General features: G+C 66.3%; 21 protein-coding genes. 8 read left to right on the top strand and 13 right to left on the bottom strand.

Going from position 1 to position 21,256, the window contains the following annotated elements:
- Positions 1–19: 19 nt before the first annotated feature.
- Positions 20–1,456: a dihydrolipoyl dehydrogenase gene (gene lpdA, locus DI041_RS20045; RefSeq protein ID WP_136639877.1), complete on the top strand. Its 1,437-nt coding sequence runs from the start codon at positions 20–22 to the stop codon at positions 1,454–1,456.
- Positions 1,457–1,604: 148 nt separating this feature from the next.
- On the opposite strand, the gene DI041_RS20040 is transcribed toward lpdA, so the two are convergent.
- From DI041_RS20040 to DI041_RS19990, 11 genes are all read right to left on the bottom strand, one after another.
- Positions 1,605–1,853, bottom strand: a complete 249-nt coding sequence (locus tag DI041_RS20040; protein WP_046989053.1) for a hypothetical protein — start codon at positions 1,851–1,853, stop codon at positions 1,605–1,607.
- Positions 1,850–2,062, bottom strand: a complete 213-nt coding sequence (locus DI041_RS20035) for a hypothetical protein (RefSeq protein ID WP_005410275.1) — start codon at positions 2,060–2,062, stop codon at positions 1,850–1,852. The genes DI041_RS20040 and DI041_RS20035 overlap by 4 nt, the downstream gene beginning before the upstream one ends.
- 169 nt (positions 2,063–2,231) lie before the next feature.
- Positions 2,232–3,821 carry an alkaline phosphatase D family protein gene (locus DI041_RS20030; protein WP_136639876.1) on the bottom strand — a complete coding sequence of 530 codons (1,590 nt, stop codon included), beginning with the start codon at positions 3,819–3,821 and terminating at the stop codon, positions 2,232–2,234.
- Positions 3,821–6,064, bottom strand: a complete 2,244-nt coding sequence (locus DI041_RS20025; protein ID WP_136639875.1) for a TonB-dependent receptor family protein — start codon at positions 6,062–6,064, stop codon at positions 3,821–3,823. The genes DI041_RS20030 and DI041_RS20025 overlap by 1 nt, the downstream gene beginning before the upstream one ends.
- A gap of 168 nt (positions 6,065–6,232) precedes the next feature.
- On the bottom strand, positions 6,233–7,663 hold the full coding sequence (locus tag DI041_RS20020) for a replicative DNA helicase (RefSeq protein WP_046984333.1): 1,431 nt from the start codon (positions 7,661–7,663) through the stop codon (positions 6,233–6,235).
- 297 nt (positions 7,664–7,960) lie between these two features.
- Positions 7,961–8,521: an NADPH-dependent FMN reductase gene (locus DI041_RS20015; protein ID WP_046984334.1), complete on the bottom strand. Its 561-nt coding sequence runs from the start codon at positions 8,519–8,521 to the stop codon at positions 7,961–7,963.
- Between the two features lie 66 nt (positions 8,522–8,587).
- A complete protein-coding gene (asnB, locus tag DI041_RS20010; RefSeq protein WP_136639874.1) occupies positions 8,588–10,531 on the bottom strand; it encodes an asparagine synthase (glutamine-hydrolyzing) in 1,944 nt (647 codons plus the stop codon).
- 3 nt (positions 10,532–10,534) lie between these two features.
- On the bottom strand, positions 10,535–12,814 hold the full coding sequence (locus DI041_RS20005; protein WP_046984336.1) for a transketolase C-terminal domain-containing protein: 2,280 nt from the start codon (positions 12,812–12,814) through the stop codon (positions 10,535–10,537).
- A gap of 77 nt (positions 12,815–12,891) precedes the next feature.
- The gene (locus tag DI041_RS20000) at positions 12,892–13,548 is read right to left on the bottom strand and encodes a glutathione S-transferase family protein (protein WP_046984383.1); all 657 of its coding nucleotides are present in this window, start codon (positions 13,546–13,548) and stop codon (positions 12,892–12,894) included.
- A 169-nt stretch (positions 13,549–13,717) separates the two neighbouring features.
- Positions 13,718–14,260: a GNAT family N-acetyltransferase gene (locus DI041_RS19995; RefSeq protein ID WP_136639873.1), complete on the bottom strand. Its 543-nt coding sequence runs from the start codon at positions 14,258–14,260 to the stop codon at positions 13,718–13,720.
- A gap of 131 nt (positions 14,261–14,391) precedes the next feature.
- On the bottom strand, positions 14,392–15,231 hold the full coding sequence (locus tag DI041_RS19990) for a glycine zipper 2TM domain-containing protein (protein WP_046984338.1): 840 nt from the start codon (positions 15,229–15,231) through the stop codon (positions 14,392–14,394).
- Between the two features lie 162 nt (positions 15,232–15,393).
- Between DI041_RS19990 and DI041_RS19985 the strand changes: the two genes are divergently transcribed.
- Positions 15,394–15,612 carry a DUF6116 family protein gene (locus tag DI041_RS19985; protein ID WP_046984339.1) on the top strand — a complete coding sequence of 73 codons (219 nt, stop codon included), beginning with the start codon at positions 15,394–15,396 and terminating at the stop codon, positions 15,610–15,612.
- On the top strand, positions 15,609–16,382 hold the full coding sequence (locus DI041_RS19980; RefSeq protein WP_046984340.1) for a TatD family hydrolase: 774 nt from the start codon (positions 15,609–15,611) through the stop codon (positions 16,380–16,382). The genes DI041_RS19985 and DI041_RS19980 overlap by 4 nt, the downstream gene beginning before the upstream one ends.
- 77 nt (positions 16,383–16,459) lie before the next feature.
- Here DI041_RS19980 and DI041_RS19975 read toward each other — a convergent pair whose 3' ends face one another.
- Entirely contained in the window at positions 16,460–17,287 is an 828-nt protein-coding gene (locus DI041_RS19975; RefSeq protein WP_046984341.1) for a tRNA threonylcarbamoyladenosine dehydratase, read from the bottom strand.
- An 80-nt stretch (positions 17,288–17,367) separates the two neighbouring features.
- Here DI041_RS19975 and DI041_RS19970 point away from each other — a divergent pair, with 80 nt between their 5' ends.
- Positions 17,368–17,805 carry a cytochrome c gene (locus DI041_RS19970; RefSeq protein ID WP_046984342.1) on the top strand — a complete coding sequence of 146 codons (438 nt, stop codon included), beginning with the start codon at positions 17,368–17,370 and terminating at the stop codon, positions 17,803–17,805.
- Positions 17,806–17,941: 136 nt separating this feature from the next.
- Positions 17,942–18,436: a glycine zipper 2TM domain-containing protein gene (locus DI041_RS19965; RefSeq protein ID WP_046984343.1), complete on the top strand. Its 495-nt coding sequence runs from the start codon at positions 17,942–17,944 to the stop codon at positions 18,434–18,436.
- Positions 18,437–18,508: 72 nt separating this feature from the next.
- On the opposite strand, the gene DI041_RS19960 is transcribed toward DI041_RS19965, so the two are convergent.
- Positions 18,509–18,718 carry a cold-shock protein gene (locus DI041_RS19960; RefSeq protein WP_046984344.1) on the bottom strand — a complete coding sequence of 70 codons (210 nt, stop codon included), beginning with the start codon at positions 18,716–18,718 and terminating at the stop codon, positions 18,509–18,511.
- A gap of 235 nt (positions 18,719–18,953) precedes the next feature.
- Between DI041_RS19960 and DI041_RS19955 the strand changes: the two genes are divergently transcribed.
- From DI041_RS19955 to arsC, 3 genes are all read left to right on the top strand, one after another.
- Entirely contained in the window at positions 18,954–19,439 is a 486-nt protein-coding gene (locus DI041_RS19955) for a DUF456 domain-containing protein (RefSeq protein WP_010486801.1), read from the top strand.
- 118 nt (positions 19,440–19,557) lie between these two features.
- On the top strand, positions 19,558–20,712 hold the full coding sequence (locus tag DI041_RS19950) for a phospholipase A (RefSeq protein WP_046984345.1): 1,155 nt from the start codon (positions 19,558–19,560) through the stop codon (positions 20,710–20,712).
- Entirely contained in the window at positions 20,712–21,053 is a 342-nt protein-coding gene (gene arsC, locus DI041_RS19945) for an arsenate reductase (glutaredoxin) (protein WP_046984346.1), read from the top strand. Before DI041_RS19950 ends, arsC begins: the two co-directional genes overlap by 1 nt.
- Positions 21,054–21,256 lie beyond the last annotated feature (203 nt).

The following is a 21,256-nucleotide window of genomic DNA, read 5'->3' as shown; positions in this document are numbered from 1 at the left end:
TGCATCAAGGAATAATTCAATGGCTGAACAATTCGACGTCGTCGTCATCGGTGCCGGCCCGGCCGGTTACCACGCTGCCATCCGCGCCGCACAGCTGGGCCTGAAGACCGCCTGCATCGACGCAGCGCTGGGCAAGGACGGCAAGCCGGCCCTGGGCGGCACCTGCCTGCGCGTGGGCTGCATCCCGTCCAAGGCGCTGCTGGATTCCTCGCGCCAGTTCTGGAACATGGGCCACATCTTTGGCGACCACGGCATCAGCTTCAAGGATGCCAAGATGGACGTCGAAGCGATGGTTGGCCGCAAGGACAAGATCGTCAAGCAGTTCACCGGCGGCATCGCCATGCTGTTCAAGGCCAACAAGGTCGCCACCTACTACGGCTTCGGTGAACTGCAGCCGGGCAACGTGGTCAAGGTGAAGCAGCACGACGGCTCGGAAGTCGAGCTGAAGGGCACCAACGTCATCATCGCCGCCGGTTCGGATTCGATCGAACTGCCGTTCGCCAAGTTCGACGGCGATACCATCGTCGACAACGTCGGCGGCCTGGACTTCACCGAAGTGCCGAACCGCCTGGCCGTAATCGGCGCCGGCGTGATCGGCCTGGAACTGGGCAGCGTGTGGAAGCGCCTGGGCGCTGAAGTCACCATCCTCGAAGCACTGCCGGAGTTCCTGGCCGTGGCCGACGCCGAAGTGGCCAAGACCGCTGCCAAGGAATTCAAGAAGCAGGGCCTGGACATCCGCCTCGGTGCCAAGGTCTCCAAGACCGAGATCACCGGCAAGGGCAAGAAGAAGGAAGTCGTTGTCACCTACACCGACAGCGAAGGCGAAAAGACCCTGACCGTGGACAAGCTGCTGGTGGCCGTCGGCCGTCGCGCCGCCACCAAGGGCCTGCTGGCCGAAGGCACCGGCGTCAAGGTAAACGAGCGTGGCCAGATCGAAGTCGATGCGCATTGCCACACCGGCGTCAACGGCGTGTGGGCAGTGGGTGACTGCGTGCGCGGCCCGATGCTGGCGCACAAGGGCTTCGAGGAAGGCATCGCGGTGGCTGAGCTGATCGCCGGCCTGCCGGGCCACGTCAACTTCGACACCATCCCGTGGGTCATCTACACCGAGCCGGAACTGGCATGGGTCGGCAAGACCGAAGCCCAGCTGAAGGCCGAAGGCATTCCGTACAAGGCCGGCAGCTTCCCGTTCGCCGCCAACGGCCGTGCCGTGGCGATGATCGAGCCGGCAGGTTTCGTGAAGATCCTGGCCCATGCCGAAACCGATCGCATCCTCGGCATGCACCTGGTCGGCGCCAACGTCTCCGAGCTGGTGCACGAAGGCGTGCTGACCATGGAGTTCAGCGGCTCGGCCGATGACCTGGCCCGCATCTGCCACGCCCACCCGTCGCTGTCGGAAGTGATCCACGACGCAGCGATGGCGGTCAGCAAGCGCGCCATCCACAAGGCGAACTGATCTGCATCCAGTTGGGTGCCGACCGTTGTTCGGCACACTCCAGCCAAGAAAAAACCCCGCCTCGGCGGGGTTTTTTCTTGGCGCTGATGATGTAGAGCCAAGCCTACGCTCGGCTATCCCGGGAAAAGAGCCGAGCATCGGCTCGGCGCTACACCTTTCCAGCCGGCTTCTTCGGCGGATCGTCACAGATCCGGTGCTGGGCCACGGTTTCACCCGCCTTCCATTCCTTCACCACCCGGCAGTGCTCCTTGGGTTTGACCGCCTTGGCCGCCGCAGCATCCGCCTCATCGGCAGCGGCGGTCTGCTGACGTTCCAGCCACACCGAGGGCGGCACTGGAGGTGCGGCCAGTACCGGGGCCGCCAACAGGGCCAGACCGACCAGCAGCACTGTCCTCATGCGGCCACCGGACCGCCACCGAGCAGGCGCGCCGGCAGCATGAACAGCGCGCGCAGGAACGCGAACAGCGCCGAGAAGGTGATGCCGACCAGGCGGAACGGCAGACTCAGCAGCCAGACGAACGGCCAAGCGATCAGGGCGAGGATCGCCAGCGGCCAGCACAGCACGAACAGCAGGCACCACACACCGAGCGCGAACAGAGTCTTCATCACGGTCTCCTTGTGGCGGCACCTTGCCGCCTGCGGACACCTTGGCGCCCTGCTCTGGCCGCGTGCAAACGGTTTGCGACGAAACCCGGGCTGGGGGCGATGAAAGCAGTGGTGGGGAAACCGGAGATTCATGAGGTTGCCGGCCAGCGGCCGGCACTACCGAACGGAATCACACTGGCACTGCACCCGGGCGGCCATGGGCCACCTGGAAACGCACAGCTGTGCGTACCGCCGCATCCGCGCGCAGCACGCTGTCGGCGAAGCGCAGTTCGGCGTCCACGGTCTGCCGGTTCAGCTGCAGCTTCCACCAGCCACGGCGGTCCCCGTCGAAATAGCGGATATGCGGGTTCTGCGGTATCGACGGCCCGTAATACGGTCCATACGGTGTGCCGTCGCCGCCACTGCTGATCGCCGGGGCGATGAATTCGGTGGCGACGACCGGCGCACTGGCCGCGTCGAAATCCAGCTTCAGGTCGTTGACGAAGGTGGAATGCCAGTCGCCGCCAAGCACGATGGCATTGCCCTGCCCGCCTGCCTGCATCGCCTGCAGCAGCCGGTTGCGTGCGGCGGGATAGCCATCCCAGGCGTCGTTCCAGAAGCGCTCGCGCGGGGTGCCACCGTCCAGCCGCAGCTGTGCCATCAGCAGCTGCTGCACCACCACGTTCCAGCGCATGCCCTGCGCGGCGGCCATCGACTGCGCGAACCACGCCTCCTGGCCCGTGCCGAGCATGCTCATGCGCGGATCCAGTGCAGCATCACAGCGCGGCGACTCGCCCACGCCACAGGGATTGGCCGGGCGGAACTGGCGGCAATCGAGCAGGGTCAGCTGTGCCAGATCGCCGTAGCGCAGCCGCCGATGTACGCGCAGGCCGCCATTGCCCGCAGGCGTGCTGCGCATCGGCAGGTGCTCGTAGAACGCGCGATAGGCGGCCGCACGACGCACGATGAAGTCTTCGGTCGATACCCCGGGCTTCTCCGGATGGATGCCGGAATAATCGTTCTGTACCTCGTGGTCATCCCAGATCACCGCGAACGCATGCGCGGCGTGCGCAGCCTGCAGATCCGGATCAAGCTTGTACAACGCGTACTGGTCGCGGTAGCGCTCCAGGCTGACCGTCTCGCCACTGAAACGCTCGGCGTCCAGCGTGCGGCCGCGCGCGTTCTGCAGCGGGCTGTACTCGTACAGGTAGTCACCGGCATGCAGCACCAGGTCGAGATCGCTCTGGGCGATATCGCGCAGCACCGGATAGTAGCCGCTGTTCCAGGCCTGGCAGGTGCACAGGGCCAGCCGCAGCTGCTGCAATGGCGTGTCCAGCGGCGGCGCGGTGCGGAAGTGGCCGACCGCGCTTTCCTCGTTGCCGTCGCAGGCAAAGCGGTAGTAGTAGTCGCGGCCCGGGCGCAGGCCGTTGACCTCCACGTGCACCGAATGGGCCAGCTCGGGCACTGCCGCGGCAACGCCCCGCTGCACCAGCCGGCGCATGCCCGGGTCTTCGGCCACGAACCAGCGCACCGGCACCGCCCGCGATGGCATGCCACCACCGTTGAGCGGGTCCGGGGCCAGCCGCGTCCACAGCACCGCGCCCTGCGGATCCGGATCGCCGGCGGCGACGCCCAGGGTGAACGGATCGCGTCCCAGCCGCGGCCGAGGGCCGGCCGTGGCCAGCCCCGGCATCGCCGCCAGCGCGATCGCCGCCCCCGTGCCCTGCCACGCCATGCGCAGCAGGCGACGGCGGCTTTCCGGATCGACAGGCCCGCGCATCAGAAATGCACGGTGGCGGTGGCCATCACCTGCCGCGGCGCGCCGACCTGCATGGTCGCCAGGCTGCGGGTCGGGTCAGCGGCGTAGGTGCCATTGGTGTTGATCGAGGACAGATAACGCTTGTCGGTCAGGTTGGTCAGGTTCAGCGCCACGGTCAGGTTCTGCGCCGGGCCCAGCTTGCCGAAGTCATAGGCCACCGAAGCGTTCACCAGCCAGTAGCTCGGCACCGACACGTCATTGGTGTAGGTCACGTAGCGCTTGCCGACGTGGTTGGCGGCCAGGCGCATGTCCCACGGGCCCGGGGTCCAGGCCAGAGTGCTGGCGAACATCCATTCCGGGGTATCGACGGTCTTCTTGCCACGGGTCGGCACCACGCCGTTGTTCACGTAGTCGTTATCGTAGGTGCTGTCATTCCAGGACAGCGCGTTGGACCAGGTGAGGTCCTGCATCGGCTTCAGCTGCAGGGTCGCCTCGGCGCCGCGGCTGGTCACCGAACCGACGTTGGAGAACAGTGCCGGGCAACCGAGGATGCCCACGCACTGCGCGATGGCCAGCAGACGGTTGTCGAACTTGACGTCGTACACCGCCACCGAGGCTTCATAGCCGCGGCCGTAGCCACGCCAACCCAGCTCGATCGTGCGCGACTGTTCCGGCTTCAGGTTCTTCGCGCTGCTGTCGAATGCCGCCTGCGGCACGTTGAACGGACTGCCGACACCCAGTGCATAGGCGGCGATGTTCTTGGCGAACGAGCCGAAGATCTCATTGCCTTCGTTGAGCTTGAAGTTGAAGCCGGCCTGCGGCAGCAGCCCCTTCTTCGAGGTCAGGCTGCTGTTGTTGGCGTAGCTGCCCAGTGGCGTGCGCACACTGGTACGGGTGTGCGGCGACTTCGCACCGATGTCGATGGTCAGGCGATCATCGAACAGGCGGAAGCGGTCCTGCACGTAGAACTGGCGGGTGATGGTGGTGTAGCGCTGGTGCCACACGCGCTGGTCCGGGTTGCGCAGGAAGAAGTCGTCGGTGATCGGGCCGTCGATGTAGTAGAAGTTGCGCTGCACGCTGTGGCCGTTGTCCTCGTACCAGAGGCCAGCCTCCAGTTCGTGGCCACCGACGTTCCAGGTGAACGCCGAGGTCACGCCGGTGCGATCGATCGCATACTCGGTGGTGCGGATCGAGATTGGAATCTCGCGGCCGGTGCCCGGGTTGGACGGATTGGACGGGCTGAACCAGTGGCCCTGGCCACGGTTGCTGTGGTTGTAGACATTGACCTTCAACCGCATCGACTCGTTCAGGCCGAAATCGCCGGCAATGCTGGACAGGTCATCGTTGCGCAGGCCGTGGCCGGAGTAGTACGCATCCCATGGGCTGTTGACGCCGCCGCTGAATTTGCCGCGTGCGGCGGCGACTGCGCGATCCCAGTCCGGCGCGTAGTTGTCCCAGTCCCAGCCGAGGCGGTCGATCATCTCCAGCGACAGATCCTGGTAGTCGGCCTCGACGCGGCGCGACGCATTGAACAGCGCGGTGATCCTGCTGTCCACGCCGAAGTTGTACGTGGCCTTGCCGTTGAACTGCTTCAGCTCCTGCGAGCCCTTGCCCTTCCACTTGTCGCCTTCGGAATAGACGCCTGACAGGTAGGCAGCAAAGCCTTGATGGTCGCCGGTATCCAGCCGCGCATAGCTGCGGCGCGCACTGTCGCTGCCGAAGCTCTGTGCCAGCACCACCCCGTACTCGGTGGACGGATCGATCGAATAGAACTGGAACACGCCGCCGAGGTTACTGGTGGACGGCGTGCCCAGCGCACCGATGCCGGTGGAGACCTCGGCACCGCCCAGGTTCTCGCTGATCACCGCGCGGCTGATATGCAGGCCGTTGCTGTTGCCGTAGGCCATGTTGCCCAGCGGGATGCCATCGAGGGTGTAGCCGAGGCGGTTCTGGTTGAAGCCGCGCAGGCTGATGGTGGTCGACCATTCGTAGGCGCCGGTGGCATCGGCCGACTCGAAATGCACGCCCGGCTTGGTTGCCAGCAGCTTCAGCGGGTTGGCACCGGGCGGCAACACCTTCATGTCTTCGGCAGTGACGCGCTGAACCTGGCGTGCTTCGCCGCGGCCGATCACCGAGACCGAATCGAGGGTGGTGGCCGACTGCGCGTCGGCGGCGGGGGCGGTTTCAGCGGCGGCCAGAGACGGGAGCGAAGCACAGACCAGCAGGGCCAGCAGATTGCGGCGGAGCGGAGCGTGGGACGGCATGGAGGCGGATTCCTTGGGCACGCTGGACGCCGAAGGGCGGCGTCGAAGGGCAGCAGCGGCGGAATCGTAGAAGCGTCGCGTTACATGTCATTTACACGCCACATACGGAACGTTGATGTTCCGAATGGTGCTGGGGCCGGCCTGTATCCGTGCCCCAGCGAACGTCCGTTACTCGAACGAACCGACCGAATCGTGGGCCAGGTTGTCGAAACGGGTGTACTCGCCGAAGAACTTCAGCTTGCACGAGCCGGTCGGGCCACCACGGTGCTTGCCGATGATGATCTCGGCCAGGCCCTTGTCCGGCGAATTTTCCTTGTTGTAGTAATCGTCGCGGTAGATGAACACGATCATGTCCGCGTCCTGCTCGATAGCGCCCGATTCGCGAAGGTCGGCCATCACCGGGCGCTTGTCGGTACGCGTTTCCAGCGAGCGGTTGAGCTGGGACAACGCGATCACCGGTACGTGCAGCTCCTTGGCCAGGCCCTTCAGCGAACGCGAGATTTCCGAGATTTCGGTCGCGCGGTTCTCGCTGTTGCCCGGCACGCTCATCAGCTGCAGGTAGTCGATCACGATCAGTCCCAGATCGTGTTCGCGCTTGAGGCGGCGGCACTTGGAACGCAGCACTTCCGGCGACACGCCCGGCGTGTCATCGATGAAGATCTTGGTTTCCTTCAGCATCTTGATCGCGCTGGTGACGCGGCTCCAGTCTTCGTCTTCCAGCTGGCCGGTACGCAGGCGCTGCGCGTTGATGCGGCCGTTGGAGGAAATCAGGCGCATCGCCAGCTGCGAGGCCGACATTTCCATCGAGAACACGGCCACGCCCTTCTTCGACTTGATCGCCGCATACTCGGCGATGTTCAGCGCGAAGGTGGTCTTGCCCATGGCCGGGCGCGCAGCGAGGATGATCAGGTCGGTCGGCTGCAGGCCGGCGGTCATCGCGTCGAAGTCGTTGTAACCGGTCGGCAGGCCGGTGATGTTGCCGCCGTTCTCGAAGCGGTTGCGCAGTTCCTCGAAGGCATCCTTCAGTGCGCCAGGCATGGCCACGAAGTCGGTACGGCCCCGCGCACCCTGCTCGGCGATGGCGAACACGCTCTTTTCCGCCGAGGCCAGCAGCTCACTGCTGTCGCGACCTTCGGGCTGGAAGCCATCGTTGACGATGTCGGTGCCGACCTGGATCAGCTGCCGCAGCACTGCCTTGTCACGCACGATTTCGGCGTAGGCCACGATGTTGGCCGCCGACGGCGTGGTGCTGGCCAGCTCGATCAGATAGGCACCATCGCCGACCAGTTCCAGCTTGCCCTGCGATTCGAACCACTCACCCAGGGTCACCGCATCGAACGGACGTTCACGTTCGGACAGCTCGCGGATCGCACGGTAGATCATCTGGTGGTCGCGGCGATAGAAATCGACCTCGGTCAGCTGGTCGTTGACCCGGTCATAGGCCTCCGGCGCCAGCATCAGCCCACCCAGCACCGCCTGCTCGGCTTCCACCGAATGCGGCGGCACACGCAACTGATCGATGCGCGACTCGTCGCGATCACGATCAAAGCCATCACCGCGCTCTCTGCGGTTGGAACGGAAGCCGGAACGGGCGGACATGCTGCGGTGTTTCCTACGAAAGTGGCCAGACGAGTGTAGGCATGCACCGACCCCGGCGGCCATGGACAAACTTGTGGATAAGCCGTGGAAAAACGGGGGATATCCGCCGGTGCCTGGCCAGACTGGCATGGGGGCGTCGCACTGCCTGCGATGAACGCCGTTGCGGCGCCCGAGCCGTGCATTATCGCAGATCCACGCCCCGGGGTCGGATCCCGTGCAACATGCGGGCTCCGGCCCGCCCAGCTGGACGTGGGGTCGGATCCCTCTGCAAAGCAGAGGGCTCTGACCCCCTCGGTCTCAATCGCCCTTGGTATGCACCGCGATCAGCGTCAGAAAGCGGTCCACGTAGCCCTGCAGGAATTTCTGCGTGCCCTCGTTGTGGATCGTGCCGTCGGCATCGATCAGGCCTTCCTTGAAATGGATGAACGCCTCGGGCTGGCCGAGCACGTGCATGTCCAGGAACGCCAGGCTGTTGCGCAGGTGCTGCTGGGCCACAGCGGTACCGATCTGGCCGATGGACGCGCCGATCACCGCCGCCGGCTTGCCAGCAAATGCGCTGTCACCATACGGGCGGGAGCCGATGTCGATGGCGTTCTTCAACACGCCCGGGACCGAGCGGTTGTATTCAGGGGTCACGAACAGCACTGCCGTGGCGGCGCGCACCTGGTCTTTCAGGCGCGTGCCCTGCGCCGGGTAGTGCGCATCAAAATCCTGGTCGTACAGAGGCAGATCGCCGATCTGCACGTACTGGAAGCGCGCGCGGTCGCCGGCGATCTTCTCCAACGCATGGGCCAGCTTGCGGTTGCAGGAATCCTTGCGCAGGCTGCCAACGAACACGGCGATGGTGGGGACGGACATCGGGACAGACTCCTCACGGTGCGGGAGGCCCAGCCTAGTCGCCGGGCCCGTGCAGGCCGGTGAAGATCAGCTGCCGGTGACGGTCGCGCGCACCTGCCGCCAATGCGCCTGCCACGCCTGGAACATCAGCACGTTCCACAGGTGGGTATGCCACTTGCGCTGGCCCCCGAGGAACTGCTGCCACAGGGGCTGCACGGCCGCCGCCAACAGCACGCCCTCGCGCTCCAGCCGCGCCGGCTGCAACAGATCCTCTGCCCACGGCCGCAGGTCGCCCTTCAACCAGTCGCTGACCGGTGCGCCGAAGCCGCGCTTGGGCCGGTGCACCATCGACTGCGGCACGTAACGGCCCAGCACGCGCTTGAGCAGCACCTTGCTGGTGGTTTCACTGCGCTTGAAGCCCAGCGGCAATGACCAGGCGAACTCGGCCACGCGCCAGTCCAGCAGCGGCGCGCGCGCCTCCAGGCTGACCGCCATCGAGGTGCGGTCGACCTTGCACAGCAGATCGTCTGGAAGGTAGGTCACATAATCGGCCAGCATCATCGCGTCGGCCGGGGTGCCGGCGCCATGCAGCGGGTCGGCCAGATCGTAGAAACTGCCTGCCGCCTGCGCACCCGGTACTGCAGCGGCCGGGTCACGCCAGCGCGAAATACGGTTGCGGTACACATCGCCAATGCCACGCGCGCCGGACTCGGCCAGCAGCGCGGCCAGGCCACCGGTACGCGAGGCCTCGCCCTGCTGCTGCGCGCGTGCGCCCATCCAGCGCCGCAGCGGGCCCGGCACACGGCCCAGCATCTGCCAGTTGCGCAGCGCACGCACGTAGCGGGTGTAGCCGAAGAACAATTCGTCGCCACCATCACCGGACAACGCCACGGTCACGCCCTGCCGTGCCAACCGGGCGACCAGCGCGGTCGGCACCTGCGAAGCATCAGCGAAGGGTTCATCGAACATCGACGGCAGCTGCGGCACCACCGCCAGTGCATCGGCGCCACTGACGTAGAGTTCGGTGTGGTCGCAGCCCAGATGCGCAGCCAGCTCCTTGGCCAACGGCGCCTCGTCGTGGCCGGAGCCGGTGAAGCCGATGCTGAAGCTGTGCACCGGCTGCCCGCTCTGTGCCTGCATGAGTGCTGCCACCAGCGAGGAATCGGTGCCGCCGGACAGGAACACGCCCACTGGCACATCGGCCACCATGCGCAGCGCAACTGCATCGCGCAGCAGCGCGTCCAGCTGTTCCTCGGCCTCTTCGATGCGGCCCTGGAACGGAGCGGCAAGCGCTGCCTGCATGCGTGCACGCGCATCCCAGAATGGGCGCTGCGCCTGCTCCGGGCGATGCGCGGCCGCACCGGCGGCCACGGTGGCCGCATCCAGGCGCAGCACGCGGCCCGGCATCAGCTTGTAGCAGCGCTGATGGATGCTGTGCGGCGCCGGGATGTAGTCCAGCCGCAACAGCAGGGTCAGTGCGTCGCGGTCGATGTCGTTGTCGAAGGCCGGGTGCTGCCACAGCGCCTTCAACTCGGAACCGAACACCAGCGTGTCACCGGCCCAACCGTAGTACAGCGGCTTCTTGCCGACACGGTCGCGGGCCAGCCACAAGCACTGCTCCTGGCGGTCCCACAGGGCGATGGCAAACATGCCGTTGCAGCGCTGCAGGGTGTCTTCCATGCCCCATTGCAGGATCGCTGCCAGCAGCACCTCGGTATCGGAATGGCCGCGGAACTGGTGCCCCAGCGGTTCCAGCTCGGCGCGCAGCGCGGCGAAGTTGTAGACCTCGCCGTTGTAGGCCATCACATAGCGACCATCAGCCGAGGCCATCGGCTGATGGCCCAGCGGGGACAGGTCGAGGATGCTCAGGCGGCGGTGCGCCAGCGCGATGCCGGCCCCGGCATCGACCCAGCAGCCACCATCATCCGGCCCGCGGTGGTGCAGCGCCTCGCCCATGGCCAGGACCTGCGCCTGCAGCACCTCGGCCGACGCCACCGGCGCCGGCAACAACATTCCCGCCAATCCACACATGCATCAGGGTTCCTGCGCCAGTTCAAGGGCGGCGCCAATCACTGCATTGTCGCTTGGAAGCCCGAACATTGCTGCCCCCGCCAGCGGCGTATAGGTATCGGCACCGCAGACCCGGCGCAGCGGCAGGTGGCCGAAGCCGGCCTCGACCAGTGCGGTGACCACGCCCTCGCCCACCCCGCCGCTGTGGCGGCCCTCGTCCAGCACCAGCACGCGCCGGGCGCTGGTGGCCTGTGCGGCGATGAAGCCGGCATCCAGCGGCACCAGCCAGCGCAGGTCGACCACCCGCACCTGCCAACCCAGCTGCTGCTCGATTGCCCGTGCCGCACGCAGCGCCATCGGCACGCCGTTGCCATAGGTGTAGACCACCAGGTCGCCGGCGTCCGGCGCGTAGACCCGGCCCTCGCCCGGCACCAGCGCCTGGCCGGGCGCGGGGTAGTCGAACAGCCACTGGCCATCGCCCGGTTCGTGCAGATCCTTGCTCATGTACAGAGCGATCGGCTCCAGGAATACCGCCACCCGGCCATCCACCCGCGCCAGCGCTGCCAGCGTACGCAGCATCATCACCGCATCGTCGCCACGCGAGGGGCAGCCGACCACCAGGCCAGGGATGTCGCGCAGCGCAGTGATCGAATTGTCGTTGTGGAAGTGGCCGCCGAAGCCCCTCTGGTAGCCCAGCCCGGCCACGCGCACCAGCATCGGATTGCGGTACTGGTCATTGGAGAAGAACTGCAGCGAACAGGCTTCACCACGCAGCTGGTCGATGGCGTTGTGCAGGTACGCCAGGTACTGGATTTCCGGAATCGGCAGCATGCCCATGTTGGCCAGGCCCTGCGCCATGCCCAGGATCATGGTTTCGTCCAGCAGGGTGTTGAACACCCGGCGTGGGCCGAAGCGGCGCAGCAGATCCTTGGTGACGGTGTAGACACCGCCCTTCTGCGCGACGTCCTCGCCGAACAACAGGCTCTGCGGATACTTCGCCAGCAGTTCCTGCAGGCCGTGGTTGATCTGGATGGCGAGGTGCCGTGGTGCCTGCCGCTCAGGCAGGGCCTCCGCACCGCCATACAGCGCTTCGCGCGTCTCGGCGGGCACCTCGCGCCGTGCTTCGGCCTGCACCGCCGCTGGCGTGTACGGCGCCAGCGGCGCCATCACTTCCTGCAGCGACTGCAGCGTCGGGCGGCCTTCAGTCTCTGCAGCAGCGGCCATGCAGCGCGCGCGCATCGTCTCGTAGGCAACCTCGATCGCCGCCGCATCCATCCAGCCTGATTCCAGTGCGATCTGCGCCGAGCGCAGCAAGGGATCCTGCGCCTCGGCCGCACACAGCTCCGGCAACGCGCGCCATTCCACTTCGAAGTCGGTACCGGCATGACCCATCAGGCGCGTGGTGCGCAGGTGCAGGAAGGTAGGCCGCCGCGTGCGCCGGCAGTGCTCCACTGCGGCCTGTACCTGGGCGTGGCCAACCGCCAGATCCAGGCCATCGGCGAAGAAATAGTCCAACCCCGGCTGACGGCTGAAACGCTCGGCGATCCACCCTTCGGGCGTCTTTACCGAGATGCCCAGGCCGTTGTCCTCGCAGACGAACAGGATTGGTGCCGGCAGTTTCTGGTAGGCCGACCACATTGCGGTATTGAAAGCGGTCTGCGCGGTGGCATGGTTGGACGAGGCATCGCCGAACGAGCACAGCACGATGCTGTCGGTGGGAATCGGCAGCGCCTGCCCCAGCCGCTTGCCACTCTCGATGGCCAGCGCGGTACCCAGCGCCTTCGGCAGGTGCGACGCAATCGTCGAGGTCTGCGGCAGCACCCACAACGGCTTGCTGCCCCACACCTTGTGGCGCCCCCCGCTGGCCGGATCATCGGCACTGGCAGCGAACGACAGCGCAGCGTCGCGCAGCGGGTCGATGCCCGGAACCTGGCGCGAACGCTCGGCCATGAACGCGCCGGAGCGGTAGTGCAGGAACGCTGGATCGGTATGCCGGCAGGCCCGCGCCAGCAGCGCATTGCCCTCGTGACCGGAAGAGCCGATGGTGTAGAAGACCTTGTTCTGCACGCGCAGCACGCGCGCCATCAGGTCCAGCTGGCGACTGGCCAGCTGCGAATCGAACAGGTCGTCGAAGGCAGCGGCGGTAAGCGTGCTGCCCGGCAGGATCGGCGCGTCCGGGGCCGGTCGCGGGCGTGGAGTCCCGCGCCAGCCCCGCACTGCATCGAGGAAATTGACATCGCACACTTCGGCGCGGTTGAGCACGCGCATGCGTGCGGGAATCGGATCTGGAACCACAGCGAACATCGAACACCCTCCGTGTCGTTGTTGCATTCCGCCGGGCACGGCCCGGCGCTACCCTGTGGGGGTCACCTTGGTGAGAGTCACGCGGCCTCGAAGCGCGCACGGACCTCGGCGGTCACTGCCGGCATCGGCAGGAAGCGCGGTTGCGCGCGCACGCGCTGCAGCCAGCCGCGCACCTCCGGGAAGAGATCCAGCGCAATGCCACCCTCGCCCGCCACATCGGTGTAGGCGAACAGGGCGATGTCGGCAATGCCGTATCCGCTGCCGGTGAACCACTGCGCCTGCCGCAGGTGCTGCTCCATCACCGCCAACGCGTTGGCGGCGCGCTCGTGCAGGCGCGGCAGTTCAGCGCGCCGCGGTGAATCCGGTGCGGTCCAGCCACGGATGAAGCGCGCCACTGCCACGCAGGGCTCGTGCGTGTACTGCTCGAAGAACATCCAGCTCAACGCCTGCGCACGCTCCCAGCCGTCGCTGGGCAGGTACGGCGTGCCTTCGGCCAGCCAGAACAGGATCGCATTGGATTCAGTCAGCACGCGGCCGTCGTCGCGGACGATCAGCGGCACCTTGGCATTCGGATTCAGCGCGAGGAATTCAGCGGTGTGGGTCTGGCCATGGGCGCTGTCCACTTCCACCCAGCGGTAACGGCTGCCGAGCTGCTCCAGCAGCAGGCGGACCTTGTGGCAGTTACCCGAGACCGACATGCCATGCACCGTCAGCGGGATGCGCTCTTCCAGCATTGCCTGCTCCATCGAATCCGGCCGGCGGCCGGCTGCCGGCAGTCTGGCAAGCGCACCGGTGAATGCCAAGCGCGGGTGCAGCATGGCACCCTTGTAGTGCCGCTGGCCGACAATCGCACGAATCCTGCCAAGAGGTTGCCGGCCAGCGGCCGGCACTACCGGGCAACGCTCAGCGTGCCCGCTGCCGCCACTGCTCGCGCGACTGCCCCCAGATCTGCATCGGCTTGTCGTTGTACGGCGGCGGCAGCTCGCCCATGCGCAGCAGCGTGCTGCCCAGCTTGCGCGCGACCACGCGGGAGTTCTCGTTGTCCTCGGCAATGGTGTGGACCACCTCATCCCAACCCAGCGTGTCGAAGGCCCAGTCGATCGCGGCGGTGGCAGCTTCCGGGGCATAGCCCTTGCCCCAGCTGGCACGACGGATGCTCCAGCCGACCTCGGTGCCCGGCCAGTCCTGCGGCTGCCACGGTCCCATCCGGCCGACCCACTCGCCGCTGGACTTTTCGATCACGCTGAACATCGAGAAACCGAACAGCTGCCAGGCACCCGCCAGGCTGCAGAAGCCCCGCCACGCGACCGAGGGCGGCTGCACACCTCCGAGCGTGCGCATCACCTCTTCGTCGGCGCAGAAGGCCAGGTACTGCTCATAGTCGTCACGCTGCGGTGGACGCAGGATCAGGCGCTCGGTTTCCAGGCGCAGGTCGAAGATGCTCATGCCGATTCCATATCGCAGTGATGGGAAGGCCCATGATGGTAGACCCACATCCAGCGCGGATGAACATCGGCGTCCCCAACGAAACGGGCCGGCATATGCCGGCCCGTCAGGTACTGCGTGGTGCGGATGGATTACTGGCGGGTCGCGGCGGTAGCGCCGGCAGCCGCGGTCTGCGTGACCAGCTGGCCATCGACCACCGGCAGGCGATCGCTGGCCGGCTTGTTGTCCAGGCGCACGGTCTTCTCGGCACCGTCATAGCGATAGGTCACGTTGTAACCCTTGACCACATCGTTGGTGCCCATGGCGATGCGGTTGCCCGGCTTGCTGGCCATGCGCATGGTGCCGGTGGTGCCGTCCTCGTTGCGGTAGGTCACGTTGTAGCCGGTGACGCGGCTCGACTCGGACGTTGCGGTCTCGGTGTGGCACTGGCGCTCGGTGCGGTTGACCACGCGGCCACCCACGTGGCGCTTGTCGATCTGGTTGCCGATGAAGCCACCGGCCACCGCGCCGGCAGCGGTCGCGGCCTTCTTGCCGTTGCCACCACCAACCTGGTTGCCGAGCAGGCCACCGACCACGGCGCCGACCACGGTGCCACCGACGTTGCCATCACGCTCCGGCAGGCGCTCCTGCACCGTCACGTCCTGGCAGACTTCATGCGGGGTCTGTGTGGTGGAGGTCTCACGCACCGCATCGGTACCAATCACAGTGGCATAGGCCTTCTGCTTCTCGGTGATCGGGTCGACCTTCAGCACGTCGGCGTACTCCAGGCCGCGCGGCGCGGACGGGTCGAGCGTGTCAGCACGCGCGCCATCGTCAGCGGCGTTGCCATCGACCAAGCGCGATTCACTCGGGTTTCCGGCGCTGAGCTGCTCAGGCGACTTGTCGCCACTCTTCATGAAGGCGGCGGTTGCGATACCACCGACCAGCAGCGCGCCCGCTGCGACCAGGACAGTTGTAGTTGTGCTTTTCATGACCTGCTCCTTGCGGACCGTCCGCAACGTTCTCAGGCCAGATTGCAGCATGCGCTGCCTGAACGGAATCTCCACATTTCCTGCTCATTCCCGTAACCCATTCAGCATCGGGAAATGCTGGGCCCGTGGTAGCGTTTGCATATTCCCCACAAGGACCCCGCCATGGCCAACCCGATGCTGCTGCCGGTACTGCAATGGGGGCGCCGGCTGCGCTACCCCACCCTGTTCAAGCTGACCGCCGGGTTGTTCGTGCTGACCCTGTTCGTTCCGGACCCGATTCCGTTCATCGATGAGCTGGTACTGGGCTTCGGCACCCTGCTGCTGGCCAACTGGAAGAGCCGCAACGCCTCCACGGCGCCCCCGTCGCTGGAACAGCGTTGAGCCTGCTGGTCGACAGCCACTGCCACCTGGACGCCAGCGAGTTCGACCGCGACCGCGCCGCCGTGGTCGAGCGCGCACAGGCAGCTGGCGTGCACCAGCAGGTGGTGCCGGCGGTGACCGCGGCCAGCTGGCCGAAGCTGCGCGAGGTCTGCCAGCTGGCCCCGGGGCTGTATCCGGCCTACGGCCTGCATCCGATGTTCCTGGCCGAGCACCGCCCCGGGCACCTGTCCGAGCTGCGCGAGTGGATCGAGCGGGAACGCCCCTGCGCGATCGGCGAATGCGGCCTGGATTTCTTTGTCGAAGGCCTGGATGCAGAGACGCAGCAGGCGTACTTCATCGGCCAGCTGGAACTTGCCCGTGAGTTCGAGCTGCCGGTGATCGTGCATGCGCGGCGCGCGGTGGATGCGGTGATCGCCGCGATCCGTCGCATCGGCGGCCTGCGCGGCGTGGTGCACAGCTTCTCCGGCAGCCCCGAACAGGCCGCACAGCTGCACAGGCATGGATTCCTGCTGGGCCTGGGCGGACCGCTGACCTACGAGCGCGCGCAGCGACTGCAGCGACTGGTGCGGGAGATGCCGCTGGAACAACTGCTGCTGGAGACCGACGCCCCGGACCAGCCCGACGCCGGCATCCGCGGCCAGCGCAACGAACCCGCACGACTGGCAATCATCGCCCGCCATGTGGCGGCGTTGCGCGGAATCGAGCTGGATGCGCTGACGCAGGCCACGACGGAAAATGCGCGGCGGTTGTTCAACCTGCCCACGATGTGACGGTAGGTGCCAACCTTGGTCGGCACGCTGTAACGACCGCGGTGGACCCTACGCCGGGCATGGCCCGGCGCTACCGATCACGCGTCAGCGTGATCCTCGACCACTTCAGCCTTCACCTTCTTCGGCTCCAGCAGCATCTCCAACGCCTTGCCGACAGCGGCGAAGGCGAACGCGCCGGTGATATGGGTGGCTGCGCCCAGGCCGGCGCCGCAATCGAGCTTCAGTGCCGCATCGGCCCCCAGGTTCGGGCGGAGGCCACAGACACTGCCGTCGGCCTGCGGGTACTTCACGTTCTCCAGCGAGTACACCGCCGGCACGCCGAAGTAGCGCTTGGCATTCTTCGGGAAGTTGAACTCGCTGCGCAGCTTCTTGCGGATCAGCGCCAGCATGGCGTCGTGCTCGGTGCGCGAGACGTCGCGGATGCGCACCAGGGTCGGATCAGTACGGCCACCGGCGGCACCGACAGTCAACAGCGGCAGCTTGCGGCGGCGGCACCAGGCGATCGTCTCGACCTTGACCCGGAAGCTGTCGCAGGCATCGATCACCAGATCGAAACCACGGTCCAGCAGTTCGGCCATGTTGGACACGGTCAGGAACGCCTGCACCGCATCGACCTCGATCTCCGGATTGATCGCGCGGCAACGCTCGGCCATCGCCTCGGCCTTGTTGCGCCCATAGTTGCCTTCCATCGCCGGCAGCTGCCGGTTGGTGTTGGACACGCAGATATCATCGGCGTCGATCAGGGTCAGGTGGCCGACCGCTGAACGCGCCAGCGCCTCCACCACCCACGAGCCGACCCCGCCCATCCCCACCACTGCCACGCGGCTGCCCTGCAGGCGCTCGAGCGCGCCCACGCCATACAGCCGTTCGATGCCGGCAAAGCGTTGTTTGACCTGTTCGTTCATCGGGCTATTTTAACGTGCAGGCGCCGGTGCCTACAGCGCGCTGGCATCGAACCCACCGTTGCACGCCCGGAGAGCCCGCCATGAACGCCAGCCCGTCCCACCGCCGCCCGTCCACTGCCTATCGCTACCTGTTCGTGCTGTGCCTGGGCCTGCTGATCGGGCTGATTGCCACGGTGATGGTGGGACGTGCCCTGCAGGCCCGCCGTGACCCGTTCCCGGACAGCCTCATGCAGGTGATGCAACGGCAGTCGCAGATGTTGCAGCAGGCCCAGCAGCAGAACCGCTGCAGCCTTGTCGACGGCGTTCCGCGGCTGCAGGCCATCCGCCTGTTGTCCAACGATCTGGACCTGGCCTTTCCCGGGCTGAAGGACAGTGCGCAGTTCCAGCAGCATGCCAGCCAATTGCGCGGCAACCTCAACAGCGCGCTGGCTGCGCCGCCCAGCGACTGCACCACCTTGGCCAAAGTGGTGGAAACACTGCAGGCGGACTGCCGTGCCTGCCACCAGGACTACCGCTGACACGCATTCATCCTGCAGCCGGCCAGGACACGCATGGTTGGCGCGTTGTTCACGTTCGAAAGGAGAGGATTCGTCCACTCTGCTGCATGACGCAGTACCACCCAACGCACCCGCCTTCACGGCCAGGAGAAGCCCCATGAAGATCCAGCTCATCGCTGCCAGCGCCATCGCAACCCTCGCCCTGGCCGGCTGTGCCACCCCCGGCGGCTACGGTGGCGGTGGTTACAACAACGGCTACAACAATGGCGGCTACGGCAACAATGGTGGTTACAACCAGGGCCGCTGCGCCGACTGCGGCATCGTCACCCGCATCAACACCGTGCAGTCCGGCCGCACGGCGCCCAGCGCCACCGGCGCGATCCTCGGCGGCATCGTCGGCGCCGTGGCCGGCCACGAGATCTCCGACCACACCGGCGGCAGCCGCGGCAACAAGAACATCGCTGCCGCTGCAGGCGCGGTCGGTGGCGCCCTGGCCGGCAACCAGATCCAGAAGAACGTGACCAGCGATACCTACGACATCAGCGTGCGCATGGACGATGGCCGCACCATCGTGGTCAACCAGCGCGACCTCGGCGGCATCCGCGAAAACACCTACGTGCGCGTGGTCAATGGGCGGGTCATTCTGCGCTGACCTGCGGCGGGCCGACAGCAAAGAAAAAGGCCCGCTTGCGCGGGCCTTTTTCATGCCGGAGTGCGGCAGGTATTACGCCGGCTGGACCTTGTCAGCCTGCAGGCCCTTCTGGCCCTGCACGACTTCGAAGGTAACGGCCTGGCCTTCCTTGAGGCTCTTGAAGCCCTGGGTCTCGATGGCACGGAAGTGCACGAACACGTCCTCGCCATTCTGTCGGCTGATGAAGCCGAAGCCCTTCGCATCATTGAACCACTTTACGGTACCGGTCTCGCGATCAGCCATCTCACTAACTCCCTTTGACTCTCTCTTGTTGTTGGAAACGCCTGGTGGGCGGCTGACAAGCAAGGGGGAAGCGAGGTGCATCGATGCAGCGGATCGGAAAGATCTTGCTTCATCAGGCCACGATCCACGGTGACCTTGCCAAGCTCAGCGACTGCAACTTAACCCGCCCAAAACGAAAAAGCAACTGGCAAAATCTTTCACTGTCAACCCCAAAACGGCGACCATACGGGACAGCATGGGACTCTCATTCATCTTATATCTGCTAGCGGTCATTTTTGTCCTCGTCGGCATCGCCGGGATCATCCTTCCGGCCCTCCCCGGGATCCCGCTGGTCTTCATCGGACTGCTGCTGGCGGCCTGGGCCGACGGCTTCGCGCACGTCGGCTGGCCCACGCTCGTCGCACTGGGCGTACTGACCGTGCTGTCGCTGCTGGCCGACGTGCTGGCCACTGTGGTCGGCGCGCAGCGGGTGGGCGCCAGCCGCAAGGCGTTGTGGGGCACCTTCGTCGGCAGCATCGTCGGCCTGTTCTTCATGCCGATCGGCCTGTTCGCCGGGCCGTTGATCGGCGCCCTGCTGGGCGAGTACTGGCACACCCGCGAACTGGGCCGCTCAACCAAGGTCGGGCTGGCCACCTGGCTCGGCATCCTGCTCGGCCTGGCGCTGAAACTGGCCGTGGTGATCGCCATGCTGGGCCTGTTCGCCTTCGCCTGGTTCCTGTGACACCTCCGTCTTCACGCCCTGCGCACGTCGTGGCCGTGCATAAACAGCGGGGGCTGGCCGTGATCCGGTGCAGCCGCCACACTGTGCGATCCCCGTATTCACCGAAGGGCCTGCTGGAATGACCCTCCCCCCGCTGCTTCCCCGCCTTGCGCCGTTGGCGCTGGCCCTGGCCAGTGCTCCGCTGGCCGCGCAGGAATTCGTTCCCGGCACCGATACCTCGCCGGCGGCTTGCGCCGCCATTACCACCGACGCTGCGCGCCTGGCCTGTTATGACCGCCTGTTCGCGCACACCCCGCAGGCCACGGCCGCTGCCGACGCCGCTGCCGAGGCGGCCGCGCAGGCCCGTCGCGAAGAGCGCCAGACCGCACGCGTAAGCCAGGGCGAAGAGAAGCTGCGCGAACGGGTCAGCGACCTGTTCCGCCCCTCTGCGCCGGACAGCGCGCTGGCCAATGCCGGCCGAGGTTCGCTGCTGGACAGCCGCTGGGAACTGGCCGAAGACTCCAAGCTGGGGCCGTTCCAGCTGCGTGCGTACAAGCCGGTGTACCTGCTGCCCGCGTTCTGGACAAGCGACCGCAACACCACGCCGCATTCGCCAAACCCGGCCAACACGGTCACCACGCCGCAGGTACTGGACAGTGCCGAGCTGAAGTTCCAGATCAGCTTCAAGACCAAGATCGCCGAGAACCTGTTCGGCGACAACGGCGACATCTGGGCCGGCTACACCCAGAGCTCGCGTTGGCAGGCCTACAACGGCGAGGATTCGCGCCCGTTCCGCGAAACCAATTACGAGCCGGAAGTGATGATGGTGTTCCGCAACGGTTACTCGATCGGTGGCTGGCGTGGGCGCATGACCGGCATCGCGCTGAACCACCAGTCCAACGGTCGTGCCGACCCGCTGTCGCGCAGCTGGAACCGGGTGATGCTCAACATCGGCCTGGACCGCGAGAACTGGGCGCTGGTGCTGCGGCCGTGGTACCGCATTCCCGAGACCCGCAGCGACGACAACAACCCGGACATCGAGGACTACATGGGCCGCGGCGACGCGACCCTGACCTGGAACCGCAACGGCCATGAAGTCTCGCTGATGGCGCGCCATTCGCTGCGCACCGGCAGCCGTTCGCACGGCGCCCTGCAGCTGGATTACGGCTTCCCGATCAGCAATCTGCTGCGCGGCCATGTGCAGGTCTTCGATGGCTATGGCGAGAGCCTGATCGACTACAACCACAAGGCCACCTACGTGGGCGTGGGCGTGTCCCTGCTGGAGTGGTTCTGATGGTCGTGACGATCTGGCACAACCCGGCCTGCAGCAATTCGCGCGGCGCACTGAAGCTGATCCGCGATGCCGGCTTCGAGCCGGAAGTGATCGAGTACCTGGGCGACCCACCTGACGTGGCCACGCTGCGTCAGGTGCTGGCCGAATCCGGATTGAGCGCGCGTGACCTGGTGCGCAGCAAGGAAGCGCAGTTCGCCGAACTCGGTCTGCAAGATGCTGACGATGCCAGCCTGCTGGCGGCGATGGCCGAGCACCCGCGGCTGATCAACCGCCCCGTGGTGCGCACGCCCAAGGGCACCCGGCTGTGCCGCCCACCGGAAACGGTGCTGGAAGTCCTGTAACCCACCCCGCTTTGGTGGAGCCGAGCCATGCTCGGCTGCGGTTCGCGTGCTACCCATGAATGCAGCCGAGCATGGCTCGGCTCTTATCTCTTGCGACTCTGGCACCTTAGGTGCCGAGAGCCCGGCGCGGGCGACCGTTCGGCTCTAGGTCTTCTCGATCGCTCTGTAGCAAGGATCTCCGCGCCGGTTTCTCCCTGATCCGC

The sequence above is a fragment of the Stenotrophomonas maltophilia genome, assembly GCF_004920835.1.
Lineage (GTDB): Bacteria > Pseudomonadota > Gammaproteobacteria > Xanthomonadales > Xanthomonadaceae > Stenotrophomonas > Stenotrophomonas maltophilia_AQ.
The sequence above is the reverse complement of the archived record's forward strand: the minus strand, read 5'-3'. Positions and strand labels throughout refer to the sequence as shown.